17 protein-coding genes are annotated in these 18,366 nt (G+C 64.2%); 10 read left to right on the top strand and 7 right to left on the bottom strand.

Annotated features, from left to right (window positions below; genetic code table 11):
- Window positions 1-18 precede the first annotated feature (18 nt).
- Window positions 19-828 carry an alpha/beta fold hydrolase gene (locus ACZ9GA_RS10220; RefSeq protein WP_457362787.1) on the top strand — a complete coding sequence of 270 codons (810 nt, stop codon included), beginning with the start codon at window positions 19-21 and terminating at the stop codon, window positions 826-828.
- Between the two features lie 80 nt (window positions 829-908).
- Window positions 909-1,361, top strand: a complete 453-nt coding sequence (locus tag ACZ9GA_RS10215; protein ID WP_457362788.1) for a DUF2214 family protein — start codon at window positions 909-911, stop codon at window positions 1,359-1,361.
- 9 nt (window positions 1,362-1,370) lie between these two features.
- Here ACZ9GA_RS10215 and aroA read toward each other — a convergent pair whose 3' ends face one another.
- A complete protein-coding gene (gene aroA / locus ACZ9GA_RS10210) occupies window positions 1,371-2,630 on the bottom strand; it encodes a 3-phosphoshikimate 1-carboxyvinyltransferase (RefSeq protein WP_457362789.1) in 1,260 nt (419 codons plus the stop codon).
- 156 nt (window positions 2,631-2,786) lie between these two features.
- Between aroA and ACZ9GA_RS10205 the strand changes: the two genes are divergently transcribed.
- The 5 genes from ACZ9GA_RS10205 (at window position 2,787) to ACZ9GA_RS10185 (ending at window position 8,104) form a co-directional block, all read left to right on the top strand.
- On the top strand, window positions 2,787-3,770 hold the full coding sequence (locus ACZ9GA_RS10205; protein ID WP_457362790.1) for an aldo/keto reductase: 984 nt from the start codon (window positions 2,787-2,789) through the stop codon (window positions 3,768-3,770).
- 262 nt (window positions 3,771-4,032) lie between these two features.
- Window positions 4,033-5,115, top strand: a complete 1,083-nt coding sequence (locus tag ACZ9GA_RS10200; protein WP_457362791.1) for a lactonase family protein — start codon at window positions 4,033-4,035, stop codon at window positions 5,113-5,115.
- A gap of 286 nt (window positions 5,116-5,401) precedes the next feature.
- Complete coding sequence (locus ACZ9GA_RS10195; RefSeq protein WP_457362792.1) at window positions 5,402-6,556, top strand: cysteine desulfurase family protein; 1,155 nt, start codon at window positions 5,402-5,404, stop codon at window positions 6,554-6,556.
- A 95-nt stretch (window positions 6,557-6,651) separates the two neighbouring features.
- Window positions 6,652-6,900, top strand: a complete 249-nt coding sequence (locus ACZ9GA_RS10190; protein WP_457362793.1) for a helix-turn-helix domain-containing protein — start codon at window positions 6,652-6,654, stop codon at window positions 6,898-6,900.
- Entirely contained in the window at window positions 6,893-8,104 is a 1,212-nt protein-coding gene (locus ACZ9GA_RS10185) for a type II toxin-antitoxin system HipA family toxin (RefSeq protein ID WP_457362794.1), read from the top strand. Before ACZ9GA_RS10190 ends, ACZ9GA_RS10185 begins: the two co-directional genes overlap by 8 nt.
- A gap of 75 nt (window positions 8,105-8,179) precedes the next feature.
- Here ACZ9GA_RS10185 and ACZ9GA_RS10180 read toward each other — a convergent pair whose 3' ends face one another.
- A complete protein-coding gene (locus ACZ9GA_RS10180) occupies window positions 8,180-9,514 on the bottom strand; it encodes an MFS transporter (protein ID WP_457362795.1) in 1,335 nt (444 codons plus the stop codon).
- 291 nt (window positions 9,515-9,805) lie between these two features.
- Between ACZ9GA_RS10180 and ACZ9GA_RS10175 the strand changes: the two genes are divergently transcribed.
- Window positions 9,806-11,509 carry an amidase gene (locus tag ACZ9GA_RS10175; RefSeq protein ID WP_457362796.1) on the top strand — a complete coding sequence of 568 codons (1,704 nt, stop codon included), beginning with the start codon at window positions 9,806-9,808 and terminating at the stop codon, window positions 11,507-11,509.
- A gap of 174 nt (window positions 11,510-11,683) precedes the next feature.
- On the opposite strand, the gene ACZ9GA_RS10170 is transcribed toward ACZ9GA_RS10175, so the two are convergent.
- A complete protein-coding gene (locus ACZ9GA_RS10170; protein ID WP_457362797.1) occupies window positions 11,684-12,748 on the bottom strand; it encodes a diguanylate cyclase in 1,065 nt (354 codons plus the stop codon).
- 171 nt (window positions 12,749-12,919) lie between these two features.
- On the opposite strand from ACZ9GA_RS10170, the gene ACZ9GA_RS10165 reads away from it, so the two are divergent.
- Window positions 12,920-13,798 carry an NAD(P)-dependent oxidoreductase gene (locus ACZ9GA_RS10165; protein WP_457362798.1) on the top strand — a complete coding sequence of 293 codons (879 nt, stop codon included), beginning with the start codon at window positions 12,920-12,922 and terminating at the stop codon, window positions 13,796-13,798.
- A 108-nt stretch (window positions 13,799-13,906) separates the two neighbouring features.
- Entirely contained in the window at window positions 13,907-14,524 is a 618-nt protein-coding gene (locus ACZ9GA_RS10160; protein ID WP_457362799.1) for a DNA-3-methyladenine glycosylase family protein, read from the top strand.
- Window positions 14,525-14,614: 90 nt separating this feature from the next.
- On the opposite strand, the gene tssE is transcribed toward ACZ9GA_RS10160, so the two are convergent.
- Genes tssE through tssF form a run of 4 tightly spaced genes read right to left on the bottom strand, consistent with a single transcriptional unit; the run spans window position 14,615 to window position 18,346 of the window.
- Entirely contained in the window at window positions 14,615-15,040 is a 426-nt protein-coding gene (gene tssE, locus ACZ9GA_RS10155; protein WP_457362800.1) for a type VI secretion system baseplate subunit TssE, read from the bottom strand.
- A 3-nt stretch (window positions 15,041-15,043) separates the two neighbouring features.
- Window positions 15,044-15,556, bottom strand: coding sequence for a type VI secretion system lipoprotein TssJ (gene tssJ, locus ACZ9GA_RS10150; protein ID WP_457362801.1), 513 nt, complete (start codon window positions 15,554-15,556; stop codon window positions 15,044-15,046).
- On the bottom strand, window positions 15,471-16,613 hold the full coding sequence (gene tssG / locus ACZ9GA_RS10145; protein WP_457363762.1) for a type VI secretion system baseplate subunit TssG: 1,143 nt from the start codon (window positions 16,611-16,613) through the stop codon (window positions 15,471-15,473). The genes tssJ and tssG overlap by 86 nt, the downstream gene beginning before the upstream one ends.
- Entirely contained in the window at window positions 16,577-18,346 is a 1,770-nt protein-coding gene (gene tssF / locus ACZ9GA_RS10140) for a type VI secretion system baseplate subunit TssF (RefSeq protein WP_457362802.1), read from the bottom strand. The genes tssG and tssF overlap by 37 nt, the downstream gene beginning before the upstream one ends.
- Between the last annotated feature and the right edge of the window lie 20 nt (window positions 18,347-18,366).

Genomic DNA, 18,366 nt, shown 5'->3' with positions numbered 1-18,366 from the left:
CAGGAAGAAGGAATGCCCATGCCCCAGCTGATCATCGATGGACAACCACTGCACTACACCGACCAGGGGTCCGGGGAAGTCATTCTGCTGGCCCACGGCTATTTGTGCGATCAGCGCATGTGGGTGCCGCAACTGCAGGCACTCAAGGACCACTACCGCGTCATCGCCCCCGACCTGTGGGGCCACGGCCAGTCCGGCCAGCGCCCGGCCAATGTGCGCGAGCTCGCCGACCTGGGTCGCCAGGCCGTCACGCTGCTGGACCATCTTGGCATCGAGCGCTGCCACCTCATCGGGCTGTCCATAGGCGGCATGTGGGCGGCCCGGCTGGCCGTGGACGCGCCCGAGCGCATCGATCGCCTGGTGCTGATGGACACCTACGTCGGCCCCGAGGACGAACCCGCGCGCCAATACTACTTCTCGCTGTTACAGCAGTTGGAAGATGAAGGCACCATGACCGACGCCTTGCTGGATATCGTGGTGCCCCTTTATTTTCACCCCGAAGCCGACCTGCACTCACCCCTGTGCCGCGCCTTTCGCGCCACGCTCGCCGCCCTGCCGGCCGCCACCGTGAACCAGAGCATCGTGCCGCTTGGGCGCATGATCTTCGGCCGCGAAGACCTGCGCGACCGTCTTGATCGGCTCGACCCACGCAAGACCCTGGTGATGTGCGGCGATCACGACATCCCACGCCCGCCCCATGAAACGCTGGAAATGGCCCGTATCATCGGCTGCCCCCATGTGCTGGTGCCGGACGCTGGCCACCTGGCCAACCTGGAGAACCCGGGCCGTGTCACCGACACGCTACTCAGCTTTCTGGCCAGCCGCTGACCGCGCCTGTTGGCCAGGCGAGCAGCGCCCGAGGGGAATTGAACTACGATGGTCAGACACACCGGTTGCGGGACATCGCCATGAGCCAAGCCATAGCCGCCTACCTGCATTATCTGGCGATTTTCGCCCTGTTCGCCCTGCTGTCCATCGAGCACGTATTGCTCAAGCCCGAGCCTACCCTGGAGCAGGCGCGCAGCCTGATACGCGTGGACATGTGGTTCGGCATCGTGGCGGGGGTGGTGTTGCTGACAGGGTTGGCGCGATTGCTGTGGTTTGCCAAGGGGCCGGACTTTTACCTGCACAACAGCTTCTTTCACGCCAAGGTGGCGTTGTTCGTGCTGATAGGCCTGATGTCGATCGTGCCGACCGTGCGTTTCCTGGGCTGGCGCGCGGCGGTGAAGGCAGGCGTGGCGCCCACCGTCAGCGCTGCCAGCATCCGGCAGATGATCATGATCATCCGCCTGGAGCTGACATTGCTGGTGCTGGTGCCGCTGCCCGCTACGCTGATGGCTCGGGGCTTTGGCACCTTCTGAATAACGGGCTCAGCCGTGGGTGTAGGTCACGCCCAGGGAGGCCAGGGCGTCCCAGTAACGCGGGTAGGTCTTGCCCACGCACAGCGGGTCCTGGATGCGGATGCCGCCCACCTTCAGGCCGGCCAGGGCAAAGCACATGGCGATGCGGTGGTCCGAATGGGTGTCGATCAATGCCTCGCAAGTGGTGCCAGCCAATGCAGGGTCAGCGTGCACCAGCAAGTCATCGCCCTCCACCGTCGACAGGCCGGGGCGAATGGCGTTGAGGCCGTCGTCCAGCGCTGCCACCCGGTCGCATTCCTTGACGCGCAGGTTGGCCAGTTCGACGAAGCGCACCGGCGTTTCGTTGAACGCCGCCAGCACCGCCAGCGTCGGGATCGCGTCCTGCATCTGCGAGCCGTTGATCACGGCCGGCATGCGCGGGAACTGCGCGATGTAATCCTGCGCCTTGGCGTCCGGTTGGGTGAAGGCGTCGTCGGCCACGCCCAGGTCGATGCGGCCACCGGTCAAGGCCTGGGCGGCCCACAGGTAAGTGGCGGCCGAGGCGTCGGGCTCGATGAAGTAATCGCCGGCCACGTAGCCGGTGGGCTGAACGCGCCAGGTCACCTCGTCCAGTTGCTCCACTTGCGCGCCGAAGGCACGCATGCAGGCCAGGGTCAGGTCCACGTAGCCGCGGGCGCCAATGTCTTTACCGGTCAAGGCGACGTCGATGGGCGTGGTACCGCACGCGGCAACCATCAGCAGCGCCGAGACGTACTGGCTGGACAAGCCGCCATCGATCTCGAAACGCTGGGCCTGCAGGCGGCCGGTACCTTTGACCTGCACCGGCGGGCAACCGGTGGCGCTGTGCACGTCAATGCCGCCGGCAGTGAGCGAAGCCAGCAGCGGGCCGATCGGGCGCTTTTGCATGTAATGGTCGCCGTCCAGGGTCACGTCGCCGTTGACCGTGGCCACGGCGGCGGTGAGGAAACGCACGGCGGTGCCGGCGTTGCCCAGGAACAGCGGTTCGCTGGGCACCTGCAGCTGGCCGCTGCTGGTGACCACGAAGGTGGTGTCGTCCGGTTCGTCAATGACCACGCCCATCTGCCGCAGGGCATTGGACATGTGCCGGGTGTCATCGCTTTTCAGCGCGCCGTCCAGGCGGCTGGTGCCTTTGGCCAGGGCGGCCAGCAGCAATGCGCGGTTGGTGATGGACTTCGATCCGGGTGGCGAAACCTGCCCGTTCAAGGCAAAGCCAGGCGGGATCACCGTGATTGTTTGTTGCGCAGCCATTTGTTCAACACTCCCCACTCGAAAACCTTGCCGCCGGTGTTACCACAGCAATAAAGATTCCCATCATGCCATTTCTGCGCGGGCAGTTGCACCCCGGTGCAGCCCGGGACTAGGCTGAATGCGCAAAATGGACTATTTCGACCACAGGAGCGATGCATGAAAACCGTCAACCTGGGCAGCACGGGCCTCAAGGTTTCCCCCTTGGCTCTGGGCTGCATGACCTATGGGGTGCCCAACCGCGGCAAACACCCCTGGACCCTGGACGAACACAGCAGCCGCCCGCTGATCAAACAGGCGCTGGAGCTGGGCATCAACTTTTTCGACACCGCCAACAGCTATTCCGATGGCACCAGCGAGGAAATCGTCGGCCGCGCCCTGCGCGACTACGCTCAGCGTGACGAGATCGTCATCGCCACCAAGGTGTATTTCCCCATGCGCGCCGCGCCGAATGTCGGCGGGCTGTCGCGCAAATCCATCTTCACCGAAATCGACAACAGCCTGCGCCGCCTGGGCACCGACTACGTCGACCTGTACCAGATTCACCGCTGGGACTATGAGACGCCGATTGAAGAAACCCTGGAGGCGCTGCACGACGTGGTCAAGGCCGGCAAGGCCCTGCACATTGGCGCCTCGTCCATGCACGCCTGGCAGTTTGCCAAGGCCCTGGCGACCTCCGAGCGCCACGGCTGGACGAAATTTGTGTCGATGCAAGACCACCTCAACCTGATCAACCGTGAAGAAGAGCGCGACATGCTGCCGCTGTGCCGGGACGCGGGTATTGCCGTGCTGCCCTGGAGCCCGCTGGCCCGTGGCCGCCTGACGCGTGACTGGGACCAGAGCACCACCCGTACCGAGACCGACGACTACGGCAAAAGCCTGTACCAGCCCTACACCGAGGATTGCGACCGGCAGATCGTCGAAGCCGTGGCCCGCGTGGCCGCCGCCCGTGGCGTGCCGCGTGCGCAGGTGGCGCTGGCGTGGGTGATGCAGGCGCCAGGCGTGACCGCGCCACTGGTGGGGGCCTCGCGGGCCGAGCATCTGACGGATGCGGTGGCGGCGTTGTCGTTGAAGCTTGAGCCGGAGGAAATCGAGCAGTTGGAAGCGCCGTACATTCCCCATGCCGTGGTGGGTTTCACCTGATTTGTAGCCGCAACTGCTGTTTGTGGGAGTGGGCTCTGCCCACGAAAAGTACTGCGCGTGGTGTCAGATACTGCGCGAAGTTCTTTTCGCGGGTAGAACCCGCTCCCACAACCGCAGTTGCAGCGACGCCGCCAGGAACTGGCATTTGTCATACGACGTCTGATAACCTCGAATGACAATAACAAGGAGTCCCTCCATGCCCTCACCCTTCCTACGCTTGGCCGCTCCTCTTCTTTTCCTCTCTCTGTCCAGTCAGGTAACCATGGCCTCTTCCTTCGTCTACGTCTCCAACGCCGCCGATGGCACCCTGTCCACCTACCGCCTGGACGCCAGCAGCGGCAAGCTGACCCCCGGCGGCACGACCCAGGCCGGGCCGACCGTGATGCCCATGACCGTCAGCCCCGACGGCAGCCTGCTGTACGCCGCCGTGCGCTCCAAGCCCTACCGCGTGCAAACCTTCAGCATCGCCCCGGCCGATGGGCACCTGACCCAGGTCAGCGAAAGCCCGGCCGCCGACAGCTACGCCTACATCTCGCTGGACCGCACGGGTCGCTACCTGTTCGGCGTGTCCTACGACAACGACATCGTCACCGTCACCCCGGTGAACAAGGCCAAGGTCGCCGACGCCCCGCTGCACACCCTCAAGACCGCACAAAACGCCCACTCAGTGCGCATCGACAAAGACAATCGCACCGTACTGGTGGCCAACCTGGGCGGCGAGCGCGTGTTGCAATACCGCTTCGACAGCCAGACCGGCAACCTGACGCCCTACACCCCCGATCACCTGCCCGCCCCTCAAGGCCTGGGCCCGCGCCACCTGGCGTTTGCCCCGGACAACCGCTTCGTCTACGTGCTGGATGAACTGCAGGACAAAGTCATCAGCTACGCCCTGGACAGCCACAGCGGGCAACTGACCCAGGTCGCCGTGGCCAGCAGCCTGCCCGCCGACTACGGCCTCAAGCCTGGTGCGCCACGTGGCCCGTCGCGGGTCGACACCCCGGCCATGCAACCGCACGCCGACAACACCCAGGACATCTGGGCGGCTGACATCCACCTGACCCCGGACGGCAATTACCTGTACACCAGCGAACGCACCAGCAGCGTGCTGTCGGCGTTCAAAGTCGACAAGGCCCACGGCACCCTGAGCCTGGTGGGCACCTTCGCCACCGAGAAACAGCCGCGCGGGTTCGCGATCAGTGCCGACAGCCGTCACCTGATCTGCACCGGGGAAAAATCCACCCAACTGTCGGTGTTCGACATCGATCCGGCCACCGGCGGGTTGACGCTCAACGGTCGCTACCCGACCGGCAACGGCGCCAACTGGGTTGAGATCGTTAACTTGTGAGGCTGCGCCCGCCCCATCCGTAGCCGCTGCCGCAGGCTGCGCTGGCCCTGTGCTTCGCTGGAAATCTCCAAGGTCCACACGGGCCAGCGCCGCCTGGCGGCAGCGGCTACAGGATGGCGCTGGGAGCTTGATGGCGATGTGGAGGGTAGTTATTCCGCCATCGTCTCTAAGCTACGAAAAATATTCTATAAACCCCGCAATTCAGCGCGCAGAAATCAATATTTTTGCCCACCCCGAAGCGTAAGCTTTCCCCATCACTGATCCCCAGCACGATAGGGAAAGCCCCATGCCCAACGCCCCCCTCTATTTCGACTACGCCGCCACCACCCCCGTCGACGACCGCGTCATCGCCGCCATGGTCGAGTGCCTGGGCCAGGCCGGCAATTTCGGCAACCCGGCCTCCAGCTCCCATGCCTTCGGCCAACGTGCACGGCAGTCCGTAGAACTGGCGCGTCGTCAGGTGGGCGAGTTGATCGGCGCACCTGCCGACTCGCTGGTGTGGACCAGCGGCGCCACCGAATCCAACAACCTGGCGCTCAAGGGCATCGCCGCCTCGGCCAGTACCGAATGCCGCCACATCATCACCAGCGTGCTGGAACACAAGGCCATTCTCGACACGGTGAATGAGCTTGAGCAGCAGGGTTTCCGCATCACCCGTCTGCGTCCCGATGCCAACGGCCTGATCCAGCCAGACGCCGTGCGCGCGGCACTGAGCGCCGACACCCTGCTGGTGTCGCTGATGTTGGTGAACAACGAACTGGGCACCCTCACCGACGTCGCCGCCATCGGCCAGATCGTCCGCGAGCACGGCGCATTGATGCACGTGGACGCCGCCCAAGGCACCGGCAAGGTCGCCATCGACCTGAACCAGTGGCCGGTGGACCTGCTGTCCATCTCGGCGCACAAAAGCTATGGCCCAAAAGGCATCGGCGCCCTCTACGTAGGCGAACGCGCCCGCCCTGCCCTGCGCGCCCAGATCCACGGCGGCGGCCATGAACAAGGCCTGCGTTCGGGCACCCTGGCCACTCACCAGATTGTCGGGATGGGCAGCGCCTACGCCTTGGCAGCCGCACACCTGGAAGAGGAACAACAACGCATCCAGACCCTGTCGACGCGCCTGCGCGATGGCCTGCTGCAACTGCCGGGCGTGCGCCTCAACGGTTGTCCCGATCAGCGCATTCCTCATACGTTGAACCTGTGCATCGACGTGCCCGGCTTCAACAGTGCCACCCTGGCAAACGAGCTTGCCGTGTCCTCGACCTCAGCCTGCAACTCCGCCAGTGCCGGTCCGTCCCACGTGCTGGTAGCCATTGGCCTGAGCAGCGAACAGGCGCAACGCAGCGTACGCCTGAGCCTGGGCCGCTACACCCGCGAAGCCGACGTGGACCGCGCCATCGAAGTGATCGGCCAGGCCCTCAGCGCACCGCCATCGTTCTGGTAAGCCAGCTGCCTGGCAGAAATAGCTTAATATGCATCAAATGCAGTGCAAAAGCATCTATAATGGGTTTTTTGCATTGCATATAATGCAGGCCTGTCATGAACCAAATCGGCGAAGTCATCAAACAACTGCGTAAAGCCCACGGGCTCACTCAAGCGGCGCTGGCCAGTAAATATGGCATGAGCCGCGCCACTATCTCTGGCATCGAAAATGGTACCGTCAGCGAAATCGGCTTGCGCAAAGTAGAGGCCATCCTTGCTGGCTTCGGCTATGAACTAGTTGCAGCAGCCAAACGACGTGGCCGCCCCACCCTCGACGAGTTGAAAAAAGGCGGCTTCCATGACTGAGCCAGACACGCAGCTTCAGGTCAACGTACTTGGTCGCCCCGTGGGAGCGCTGGGGCGTGCCGCCGAAGATGCTTCGGTTTTCAGCTACGACAGCCAGACGCCACAGCGCGAGTCTGTCTCGTTGACCATGCCCAGCCGGCTGCAAAGTTATGACTGGCAGCGCGGTGTTGCACCGCTTTTCGAGATGAACCTGCCCGAAGGCGCGCTGCGAGCCGAACTCCAACGACGATTCAGCAAGACCGTTCGCGGCTTTGATGATTTCGCGCTATTGGCCATCGTCGGCCCGCACCAGTTGGGGCGCGTAGGAATCGGCCAGGCCCCATCAACATCATTGCCTACGACAGATGTGGCGCACCTGCTGACCCACGATGGCACCGAAGGATTGTTCGAGGCATTGGTCAGCCAGTACGGGCAATATTCCGGCGTTTCTGGGGTACAGCCCAAAGTGCTAATTGCCGACGGCAATGGCATCGACCGCCTCACTCATCGTAGCGCTACTCATCTGGTCAAGGCGTTCGTCGCCCAGGACTTCCCGGACCTGGCTGCGAACGAGTTCTTCTGCATGCAGGCTGCGCGTTACTCGGGGCTTGCGGTACCAAAGGTCGAACTGAGTGACCACGGTCGATTTCTGCTAGTGGAGCGATTTGATCGTGATGAGCATGGCTACCTGGGGTTCGAGGATTTCTGCGTGCTCAACGGCTGGCCGTCAAAAGCCAAATATGACGGCTCCTACGAGGGCGCAGCCAGGCAAATTCAGGCGTTCGTGAGTCCGGTAATGCTGACCGACGCCCTTGAAGCATTTTTCAAGATCGTTGCGTTGTCAGCCATGGTGCGCAACGGCGATGCTCACCTGAAGAATTTCGGCGTTTTGTACCGTGATTGCGCGGATGATGCGCCCGTATGGCTGGCGCCCGCCTACGACATCGTGACCACTACCGTCTACATCAAGCAAGACTCGATGGCCTTGTTGCTGGGAGGCTCCAAAGCATGGCCCAAGCACAAGACTTTAATCCGCTTTGGCCGTGTCGCCTGTCAACTGACCGAAGGCCGGTGCGCAGATTTGCTGAATGAAGTCGCTGATGGAACGCAGAAAGCGATGAGAGAGCTTGAACAGTATCTTGAACGTCAACCGGCGTTCGAAGCTGTCGGGCGCGCGATGTTAAATCAATGGGCCGAAGGGATGCAGCGCAGCTTGGCCACCTAACGAAATTGCATCATATACAATGCACAATTTATCATTCCATGATAGTGCATTGCATATGATGCACATTACCGCTTATCAGCTTCGGAGCAGCCGCTCCGCCGCCACGGGCTTGAGCCGTGGCGTCAGCACATGAATCACCACGATCGCCACCAGGTACGCACTGCCCGCCACGATGAAAATCGGCTGGTAGGACTTGAACACGTCCAGGATGTAGCCGTTGTAGGTGGTCATCAGCATCCCGCCCATGGCGCCCGCAGTACCGCCAATGCCGATCACCGAGGCCACCGCCTGTTTGGGGAACAGGTCGGAAGGCAAGGTCATCAGGTTGGCCGACCAGGCCTGGTGCGCGGCTGCGGCCAGGCCGATGATCGCCACCACCAGCCATAGGTTGGAGACAAACTGCGCGGTCACGATCGGGATCACTGCCAAGGCACAGATGAGCATGGTGGTTTTGCGCGCGGCGTTCACGCCGCGGCCGTTTTTCAGCTGCCGTGACGAACCCCAGCCGCCCAGCACCGAGCCCAGGTCGGCCAGCAGGTAGACCGCAATCAAGGGCGGGCCGAAGGACTTCAGGTCCAGGCCGTAGGTCTTGCCCAGGAAATCCGGCAGCCAGAACAGGTACAGCCACCAGATGGGGTCGGTCAGGAACTTGCCGGCCGCATACGCCCAGGTCTCACGAAAGGTCAGCAGCTTGAACCACGAGAATTTGGCCGGCGTGGCGTCCACCGGCAACGACGGATCGGTGTCGCTGCGGATGTAGTCCAGTTCGCTGGCGCTGACGCGCGGATGGTCCTGGGGGCTGCGGTACATCAGCAGCCAGGCGATCAGCCACAGCGCAGTGACCACACCAATGGAGATGAACGCTGCGCGCCAGCCCCAGGCCAAGGTGATGGCCGGCACCAGCAGTGGCGTGACGATGGGGCCGAAGGCGGTACCGGCGTTGAAGATACCAGTGGCCTGGGCCCGCTCTTTCTGTGGGAACCATTCGGAGACCGCCTTGAGGCTGGCCGGGAAACTGCCGGACTCGCCAAAGCCCAGGGCAAAGCGGGCGATCGCAAACTGCGTGACGCCCTGCACCAGGCCATGGCCGATGCTGGCAATGGTCCACAGGGTGAAGGCCATGGCATAGCCAATGCGCACGCCGACCTTGTCGATGATGCGGCCAAAGGTCAGGAAGCCGATGGCGTAGGCGCACTGGAACCAGAACACGATACTGGCGTAGTCCGATTCCGACCATTTCAGCTCGGCGCTGAGGGTGGGCTTGAGGATGCCGATCATCTGACGGTCGATGTAGTTGATGCCGATGGCGACGAACAACAGCGCACAGATGGTCCAGCGGTAACGGCTGGTCAGGGTTTTAGCGGGGGCATGGGCCTGCGGACGGGACGCGGGCCCGATATCGATTGTCATGCTGGGCTTCCTTTATTGTTTTTATTGGACCCATTCGACAGCAGGACGATGGGTTTGTATGACATCGTATGACGTGTTTTGGAGGGTGTCAAATGCCCTCATCTGGACAGGCGTGGTGTTTTTTGGGCTGTTCAATATAATGCTCACACTGTAAATTCAGCGCACCCGCACCACGCGGCGTAACGAGAATCTTATGAGCACCCTAATGACGAGAAGTGATACCCCTGCCCTGGCAGGTTACAGTCACCCCATTTGCCTTTTTCTTTCCCTTCAGCCATCGGCGGTAGCAGCATGATCGAGGTCACCGAAGTTTCCATTGCCCAGCTGCGTGCTGCGCTTGAATCAGGCCAGACAACCGCCGTCGAGCTGGTTGAGGCGTACCTTGCGCGCATCGACGCCTTTGATGTGCCAGGCACCGAGACTGCCTTGAATGCGGTGGTGGTGCGCAACCCCGAAGCGCTCAAGGAAGCCCAGGCCAGCGACGCACGCCGCGCCCGTGGCGAAACCCTCGGCCCGCTGGACGGCATCCCCTATACCGCCAAGGACAGCTACCTGGTCAAGGGCCTGACCGCCGCCTCGGGCAGCCCGGCGTTCGCCAAGCTGGTGGCCCATCGCGACGCGTTCACCATTGAACGCCTGCGCGCCGCCGGCGCCATCTGCCTGGGCAAAACCAATATGCCGCCCATGGCCAACGGCGGCATGCAGCGCGGCGTCTACGGCCGGGCCGAAAGCCCTTACAACGCCGACTACCTGACCGCCCCCTTCGCCTCCGGCTCCTCCAACGGTGCCGGCACCGCAACGGCCGCCAGCTTTGCCGCCTTCGGCCTGGCAGAAGAGACCTGGTCGAGCGGCCGCGGCCCGGCCTCCAACAATGGCCTGTGCGCCTACACGCCGTCGCGCGGCGTGATCTCGGTACGCGGCAACTGGCCGCTGACGCCGACCATGGACGTGGTAGTGCCCTATGCCCGCACCATGGCCGACCTGCTGGAAGTGCTGGACGTGGTGGTAGCCGAAGACGCCGACACCCGCGGCGACCTGTGGCGCCTGCAGCCCTGGGTGCCTATCCCCAGCGTCGACTCGGTGCGCCCGGCGTCCTACCTTGACCTGGCCGCCAGCCCCGCTGCCCTGAAGGGCAAGCGCCTGGGCGTGCCACGCATGTTCATCAACGCCGATGAGGCAGCCGGCACCTCGGAGATCCCTGGCATCGGCGGCCCTACCGGCCAGCGCATCAACACCCGCGCCACCGTCATCGACCTGTGGCAACAGGCCCGCCAGGCCCTGGAAGCGGCCGGTGCCGAAGTGGTTGAAGTGGACTTCCCGCTGGTGTCCAACTGCGAAGGCGACCGCCCCGGCGCGCCGACGGTGTTCACCCGCGGTCTGGTCAGCAAGGAGTTCCTGCACCACGAACTGTGGGACTTGAGCGCCTGGGCCTTCGATGACTTTCTGCGCGCCAACGACGACCCGGCGCTCAACCGCCTGGCCGACGTCGACGGCCCGCTGATTTTCCCTCACGACCCGGGCACCCTGCCCAACCGCGAGGACGACCTGGCCGCCGGCATGGACGAGTACGTGCGCATGGCCCAGCGCGGCATCACGCCGTGGAACGAGATCAGCACCCTGCCGGACGGCCTGCGTGGCCTGGAGCAGACGCGCCGCACCGACCTTGAAGACTGGATGACCGGCCTGGGGCTTGATGCCGTGCTGTTCCCCACCGTCGCCGACGTGGGCCCGGCCGATGCCGACGTGAACCCGGCCTCGGCCGATATCGCCTGGAGCAACGGCATCTGGGTAGCCAACGGCAACCTGGCCATCCGTCACCTGGGCGTGCCCACGGTCACCGTGCCCATGGGCGTGATGGCGGACATCGGCATGCCGGTGGGCCTGACCTTCGCCGGCCGTGCCTACGATGACTCGGCGCTGCTGCAACTGGCGTCGGCCTTCGAAGCCTGCGGCAACAAACGCCAGATCCCGCCGCGCACCCCGCCACTGCGCTGATACCCCGACGGCCGCTGCTGCAGGACAGCGTCCTCCGTATCGCGGCCAAGGCCGGCTCCTACCACCACGCACGGCGTAGGAGCCGACCTTGGTCGCGATGCAGGCACCGCTATTTATCCTGACACCACTCCCACCTGAAGACAGTGGCTACAAAGATTGTGGGTAACGATTCAGTCACGCAGCTTCACCCGCCATCATCACCCGGTCGCGCCCCGCCTCCTTGCCCGCGTACAACAGGCCATCGGCCCGCTTCAGCGCGTCCCGGAACGTTTCATCAGCACCAATCACCGTCACCGACAACGTCGCCGTCACCACCAGCGCCCTGCCCTCGATCAGCCCGGCCCGGGCCCGAATGCATTCCAACACACGCTGCGCCACCACGCCGGCCTCGGCCAGCGAGGTGCTGGGCATCAGCACCAAAAACTCCTCCCCGCCCCAGCGCGCCGCAATGTCCGTGCCGCGCACGGCCCCGGCGATGCTGTCGGCCACCTGCTGCAACACCACATCGCCCAGGTCATGCCCGTGGCGATCATTGATCAGCTTGAAATGGTCCACATCCAGCAGGATCAGCGCCGTACAGCCGCCCTGCCGCTCACCGCCCATCTGCCGCAGGCGCTGCAACACCCGGCGACGGGTATACAGGCTGGTGAGGCTGTCACGGTGAGCCGACTGATACAGGTGCAACTGCATGGACAAGGTGAAGCGCACCGACAACGCCGTGGCGTACATCAACAAGCCGGTAGCGGTCAGGGCGTTGACGATGCCGAAAGTATCGATCAGATCATTCTGCACGCCCTGCGCCAGCCCCATGTGCCGCCGCAAGGCAAAACCACCCACGGCCACCAGCGCGATGGCCACGCTCAGCAGTACCCGGCGCACCGGCGCAGTCTGGAAACTGAACGCAATGATGGGCACCAGGCAAAACAGGTACAGGTCAAAATTGCTGTCCCAGCCCAGCATCCAGGTTGCGACGATCGCATGGCCGATGATTTCCAGGCTGAACAGCATGCCGGCCAATTGAAAGCGATTGTGCCGGATGGCCAGTAGGCACACCACGTAGCTGAGGATGCTGAGGGCATTGGCCACCCACAGCACGGGAATATTCAGCGCCACGAACAGGCCAAACAGCACGATATGGATGGCAAGGGCCAACCACACAATGCCGATGATGTGTTTCCAGAACTGTAAGTTTGCATCCTGCAAAACCTGGGCGCGGTCATCCGCGGAAAAGCTGGTCATCTAAGCGTCTCGCAGGAAGGGGTGTGAACATCGTTGTTGTTATGCCATTGATGTCGGCGCGTTGGCGCCGGTCTTGATGGCAGTGGTCGGGCATTTTTGCCAGCCCTCCGCCGGGTGGCGGGCCGGGGCCCGGGCATGCGATGCTTGGGATTTGGACAAGGAGTGCTTGCCATGCAAATCGCCTTCCTGGGCCTGGGTACCATGGGTCTGCCCATGGCCGCCAACCTGCTCAAGGCCGGTTACCCCGTGCGTGCCTGGAACCGTTCGCCACAGCCGGTCGCCACCCTGGCGGCACTGGGCGCGGTGCCTGCCGAAACGGCCCGCGAGGCGGTCGAGGGTGCAGATGTCGTGATCTCGATGCTGGCCGACGATAACGCCACCCAGGCCGCGCTGATCGACAGCGGCGCCCTGCAGGCCCTTAAGTCGGGGGCCATTCACATCAACATGGCGACTATCTCGGTGGCACTGGCCAACCGCCTGCTGGACCAGCACCAGCAACAAGGCGTTGCCTACCTTGCCGCCCCGGTGCTGGGCCGGGTGAACGTGGCCGAGGCCGGGCAGTTGCAGATTCTGGCGGCCGGCGACGCCACGGCGCTGGCCAGCGTACAGCCGCTGTTCGATGTGCTGGGGCAGAAGACCTGGCACTTTGGCGAGCGTCCCGAGCAGGCCAACGCCGTCAAACTCTCGGTCAATTTCATGATTGCCAGCGCCATCGGCACCCTGGGCGAGGCCGTGGCGCTGGCCCACGGGTATGGGGTGGACAAGGGCAGCATGCTGGACCTGGTCACCTCCACGCTGTTTGCAGCGCCCGTGTACAAAGGCTACGGCCAGGCCATGGCCGAGGAACGCTTCGAACCGGCCGGCTTCAAGCTGGCCCTGGGCCTGAAGGACGTGCGCCTGGCCATGGACGCCGCGGAAAAGGTCAACGTGCCCCTGCCCTTGGCCAGCACCCTGCGCGACACCCACATCGAAGCCCTGGCCCACGGCGAAGGCCACCTGGACTGGGCCGCGCTGTCACGCACCAGCGCCCGCCGCGCCGGTCAGTTCTGATGTGGGGTAGCCGCTGCCGCCAGGCTGCGCTGGTCCTTGCATTCACTCGAGATGTTGAGTGTACTCAGGGGCCAGCGCAGCCTGCCGGCAGCGGCTACGGAGTTTTGTGTGTCAAATATCTTTGAGCAGGCGAGTCTCCATCTCAGTGGTCTGGACCCGGACTGGGCCCGTCTGGTCCGCCAGGTGGGGCCTTGCCTGCATGCGCCAAAACCGGCGCGTGAACCCTACGAGGCATTGATCCGCGCCATTGCCTACCAGCAACTGCATGCCAAGGCGGGGGATGCGATTCTTGGCCGATTCCTGGCGCTATATCCCGATTCGTCCTTCCCGTCGGCCGAGCAATTGCTGGCGACCGACCCGGACCTGCAACGGGCCTGTGGTTTTTCCGCGACCAAGCTTTCGACCATTCGCGCCATTGCCCAGGCCACCCTGGAAGGCGTGGTGCCGTCGCGCGCTGAATCCCTGGGCCTTGACGACGAAGCGCTGATCACGCGCCTGACCAGCCTCAAAGGCATCGGGCGCTGGACCGTGGAGATGTTCCTGATCTACACCCTTGAGCGCCTGGACATTCTGCCCGTGGATGACTTTGGCGTGCGTGAGGGCTATCGGCGCCTCAAGCAGCTGGCCAAGGCGCCCACGCCGAAACAGATGCGTGACCTGGGCCAGCCCTGGGCGCCCTACCGCACCGTGGCAGCATGGTACCTGTGGCGCTGCCCACCCCTGTAGCCGCTGCCGCCAGGCTGCGCTGACCGGTGTAAACCCTGAAGATCTTCCGCGAAGCACAGGGCCAGCGCAGCCTGCGGCAGCGGCTACGGTTCACGCTAGCGGCTTGAGGCGCCACACCCGCACGTTGCCCTGGGGCCCCACCGTGGTGGCAAAGCTGGCTTGGGCACCGTTGTGCAGGTGCAGCTCCAACGCGTATTCCAGGTGCCCCGGCTGTTTTTGCGGCAACAGCGCGATGTCCAACCCGCGCAGGCGGGGCTCGTAGGTGCGCAAGGTGTGGGCGATGCGGTCCATCAGCTGGTGCGCAGAGCCCGGCAAGCCCTGAAGGATCTCGCTCATGTCCGGCAAACCATAATCAGGCAAATGCGCCAGGGTACCGGCACGGCTGTTGAGAATGCGCTGCACGTTGTCCAGGATCGACACAATGGGCTGGTCCTCCTCGTGCAGGCGCTGCAGGCGCGTCTCGGCGGTCACGTTCTGCAGCAAACGCTCATACAGCGACGGCATCGATTGCGGCATGGCTCACCCCTCGCCCACAGGCAGCAACATCAAGCGGTTATCGCCCAACTCCAGCACCCGCGCCTGCACCGGGTCCAGTTCGTTGCGGTCGAGGATGAGCCGCCATGAGCCCGCCTGCAGATCGGGGTCGCGGAACAACCCCACTACCGCGACGAAGCGTGCGTCGCCGGCCAAGGGCATGTTCAATTGCGCACCCTCGCCGGGACGCACCACCACGCCCTGCTCGGCCAGCACGTCCGCGCCTGGCAAATGCCCGCTGTCAGCCACCAGGCTTTCATACGACGCCTTTTCCAGTGCCGCCCGCGACCGCACCTGATACACCCGCACCAGGGTTGGCACCGACAACGTGTTCATTTCGCGGCCTGCGGTGTTCAAGGCCGCGCGGCCATTGAAGTCCAGCCGCAGGGTAGTCAGCGCCGAGGCGCGGTCATCACTCGTGGCGCGACTCAGGCCACACCCAGCCAGCCCCAGACTGATGACCACCATCAACGTGACCTTGAATACGGTAGCGAACATGAAAAATCTCCCTCAAGAATGGATTAGGGTGCAAGCCCTGATAGCGCCCCAGGTGAATGGTGATCGTGGTGTCGGCACGGGTGCCTATCAGCCCCGTTCTGCCCAGCAGCAAATTGGCCTTGCCCAGTATCGGGGTGGGGAGCAGGTGCGGCGCCAGGGTCAGCGTGAGCCGCACGGTGCAACGCCATCCCAGGTACACCCGCAACAACACCAGCAGGTCGCGGTGCAGCGGCGCACCGGGCAGCCAGCCCTGGGCCTGCTGCGGATCGTCGGTGGCCAGGCTTAACAGCACCTCGCAGCTGGCATCGCGCCCCATATCGCCCAAGGGCGCGCTTTGTGCCAGGCATACCGGATGGTCACCGCCCAACCTGGCGTGATGGGGCGCTGGCACCCGCACCGGCCAATGGGGCGTCACCTGCGCCAGGGTGTTGGCCGCCAGCAGCCTGACCAGGGCCACCAGGCCTTCGCCGGTGCGAGTGGGCAGGCGCATCGGGCCCAGTAACGCCAAAAACCGCGATACGGGCGCGTCTACGTGGGCCGCCGTGCCGGACAGGCCCAACCCGATCAATCCCAGCAGGCACTGGGACGTGGCGTCGGTGCCGCCCGGCGCAAAGGTGACCGGGTAGGAGTACTTGCGCCAAACGCGATAGAACTGGGTGAAGATCCGGTGGTTGAAGATATCCAGAAAGGCTTGCAACCCTTGGTGCCCCTCGCGTTGCAGGGCGATATCGTCCAGGTACGCTGTGGGCAACGGCGATTCCACCCCATACAGGCCCAGCAACCAGGTCCGCACGGTAGGCGGTTGCTCGGGGTGCAACGCGTCGTGTTCGACAGCCTTCAACTCTGCGCCGGGGAAACCCATGCCCGGGTGCGGACGGAAGCGCACCGGGTCGTCAGCCGGGTTGTCGGTGCTGCCCAGCAGCGCACGCTGGGGCTCGGCCTGTTCCAATAGGTGGCAGAAGCGGTACACCGAGGCTTGCGCCACCCGGGGGCGGATTGCGGCCAGCACCGCCTGCACGCTCAACCTGGCACCCGCTGGCTGTGATTTTCGCCCCAGCGCAAGCAGCGGTTACCGGGGTGCAGGATCAGCGTGAGCTGGTTGAACAGATGGATATCGGCGTACAGCGCAAAGAAACGGCTGAGCATTTCACCGAACAGGCTGATGTCCCCCTCCCCGCGGAACCCGCTGGTTTCCAGGGTCACCTCGATGTCGACCCCGCGCAGCAGGCAACCCTTCTCGAAGCGCTGAATCAGGTGGTGCCGCACCTCGGTGATCGCCCGCAGGCGCCGCCGATTGGCGTCACTGGCTGTCCAGTCATACAGCGCCAGGGTGCCGCGCAGCACTTCGGCGTTATCGAGCATGGGCAAAAAGGTGGAGCCCAGGTGGCTGAGGATGCGCCAGTGAAAACGGTCGCCGCTGGGTGGGTAACACGGCGAGGTCGGCGCGCACAGGCTGCGCACCTGCAAGGGGACGGGGCCGGCCTGGGCGGGCGTGTCCAGCAACGCACTTTGCAGCGCCTTGTGCGGCAGCATCCCGTGGGTGCCGGTCAAACGCAGCGACAGGTGCTCCTCGGCACCCAGGCGATCCTGATCGAAACCTTCGCCGCCCAGGATCAGCCACGTGTCGTGCAGACCGTTGGCACCGCGCTTGAGCCGGGTATGAAAATAGCGCTCCGGCGCGTCATCGCGCAGCAGCCCACCCTTATGCTGAAAGCTGGTGAAGGGCACGTAGGTGTGGTGGCCGCTCTTGCCGGTGCCGGTCACGCCGTCCACCGAATAAATCTCGGTATGGCCGTCCTGCAGGCGCAAGGCGCGCAACAGGTAGTCCGATTGCAACGGGTCCAGCGCCAGCGGGTCGGACTCCAGGGCAAACAGATTGATCACGGGCACGGCGTGCAGCTTCAGGTTGCTCAGGCTCAGGTTGTGCTCCCGGGGCCAGGGGCTGTCCAGTTCGATGTCCAGCTCCAGCCAGGGCGCTTGCGCAGGCACCTGTACCTGTTCCAGCCCGCACAGGGTTACGAAGCTGAATTTCTGCGGGAAGGTGAAGTATTCCAGCAATAGCTGGTAACCACTGAACGCGCTGTCCCCCTTGGGCCACAGGCGGTCCTGGGGGCAAAACCCCTTGGGCGAGAAAAACGCGTCCAGTGGCTGACGCCCCGGCTGCTCCGGTACCCGCGCATGGATCGCCTGCACACCCAGGGTCAGCGCGCGGTGCAAGGTTGCCGTGAGTCGCTCGTCACCGTCGAGATACAGCGCGATCTGCGCCAGGTCGAATTGCCCCCAGGGCATCTGCGCGCCCCGGCTCAAGCGGATTTGCAACAGCGCCCGACCGTCGAAGCCATGGCTCAGTCGCAGGGCGTCCAGCCGCAGCGGCCGCAACGGCACTGCCTGCGTGGTGGTGTAACGGCATCGCGTGTCGCGCGGGCCAAGGGGACGCGACAGAATCTCGAAGCCTTTGTCGACCACATGGCTCTGCTTCATGCGGTCTATCTCGGGGGCCAGTTCCACCACGCACAGCGAGGGAATGGTGCGCAGGTAGTGCGGCCACAGCAGGCTCACCAGGCCCTCGGTGAGCTCCGGCAGGTCGTCGTCGATTTTCTCCCGCACCCGCCCCATCAGGAAGGCAAAGCCTTCGAGCAGCCGTTCCACGTAGGGGTCGCGGGCGCCGGGGCGGTCCAGGTTGAGCTCAGCGGCCAGTTCCGGGTAGGCGGCGGCGAACTCCTTGCCGGCCTCGCGCAGGTAGCGCATTTCCGCCTGGAAGTAACGCAGGGTCAGGTTGTCTTTGTCCATCACGGTTGCCTTGTAAACGT

It is taken from the genome of Pseudomonas sp. TE3644 (genome assembly GCF_056278815.1).
This window is presented reverse-complemented; position numbering and strand designations above follow the sequence as displayed.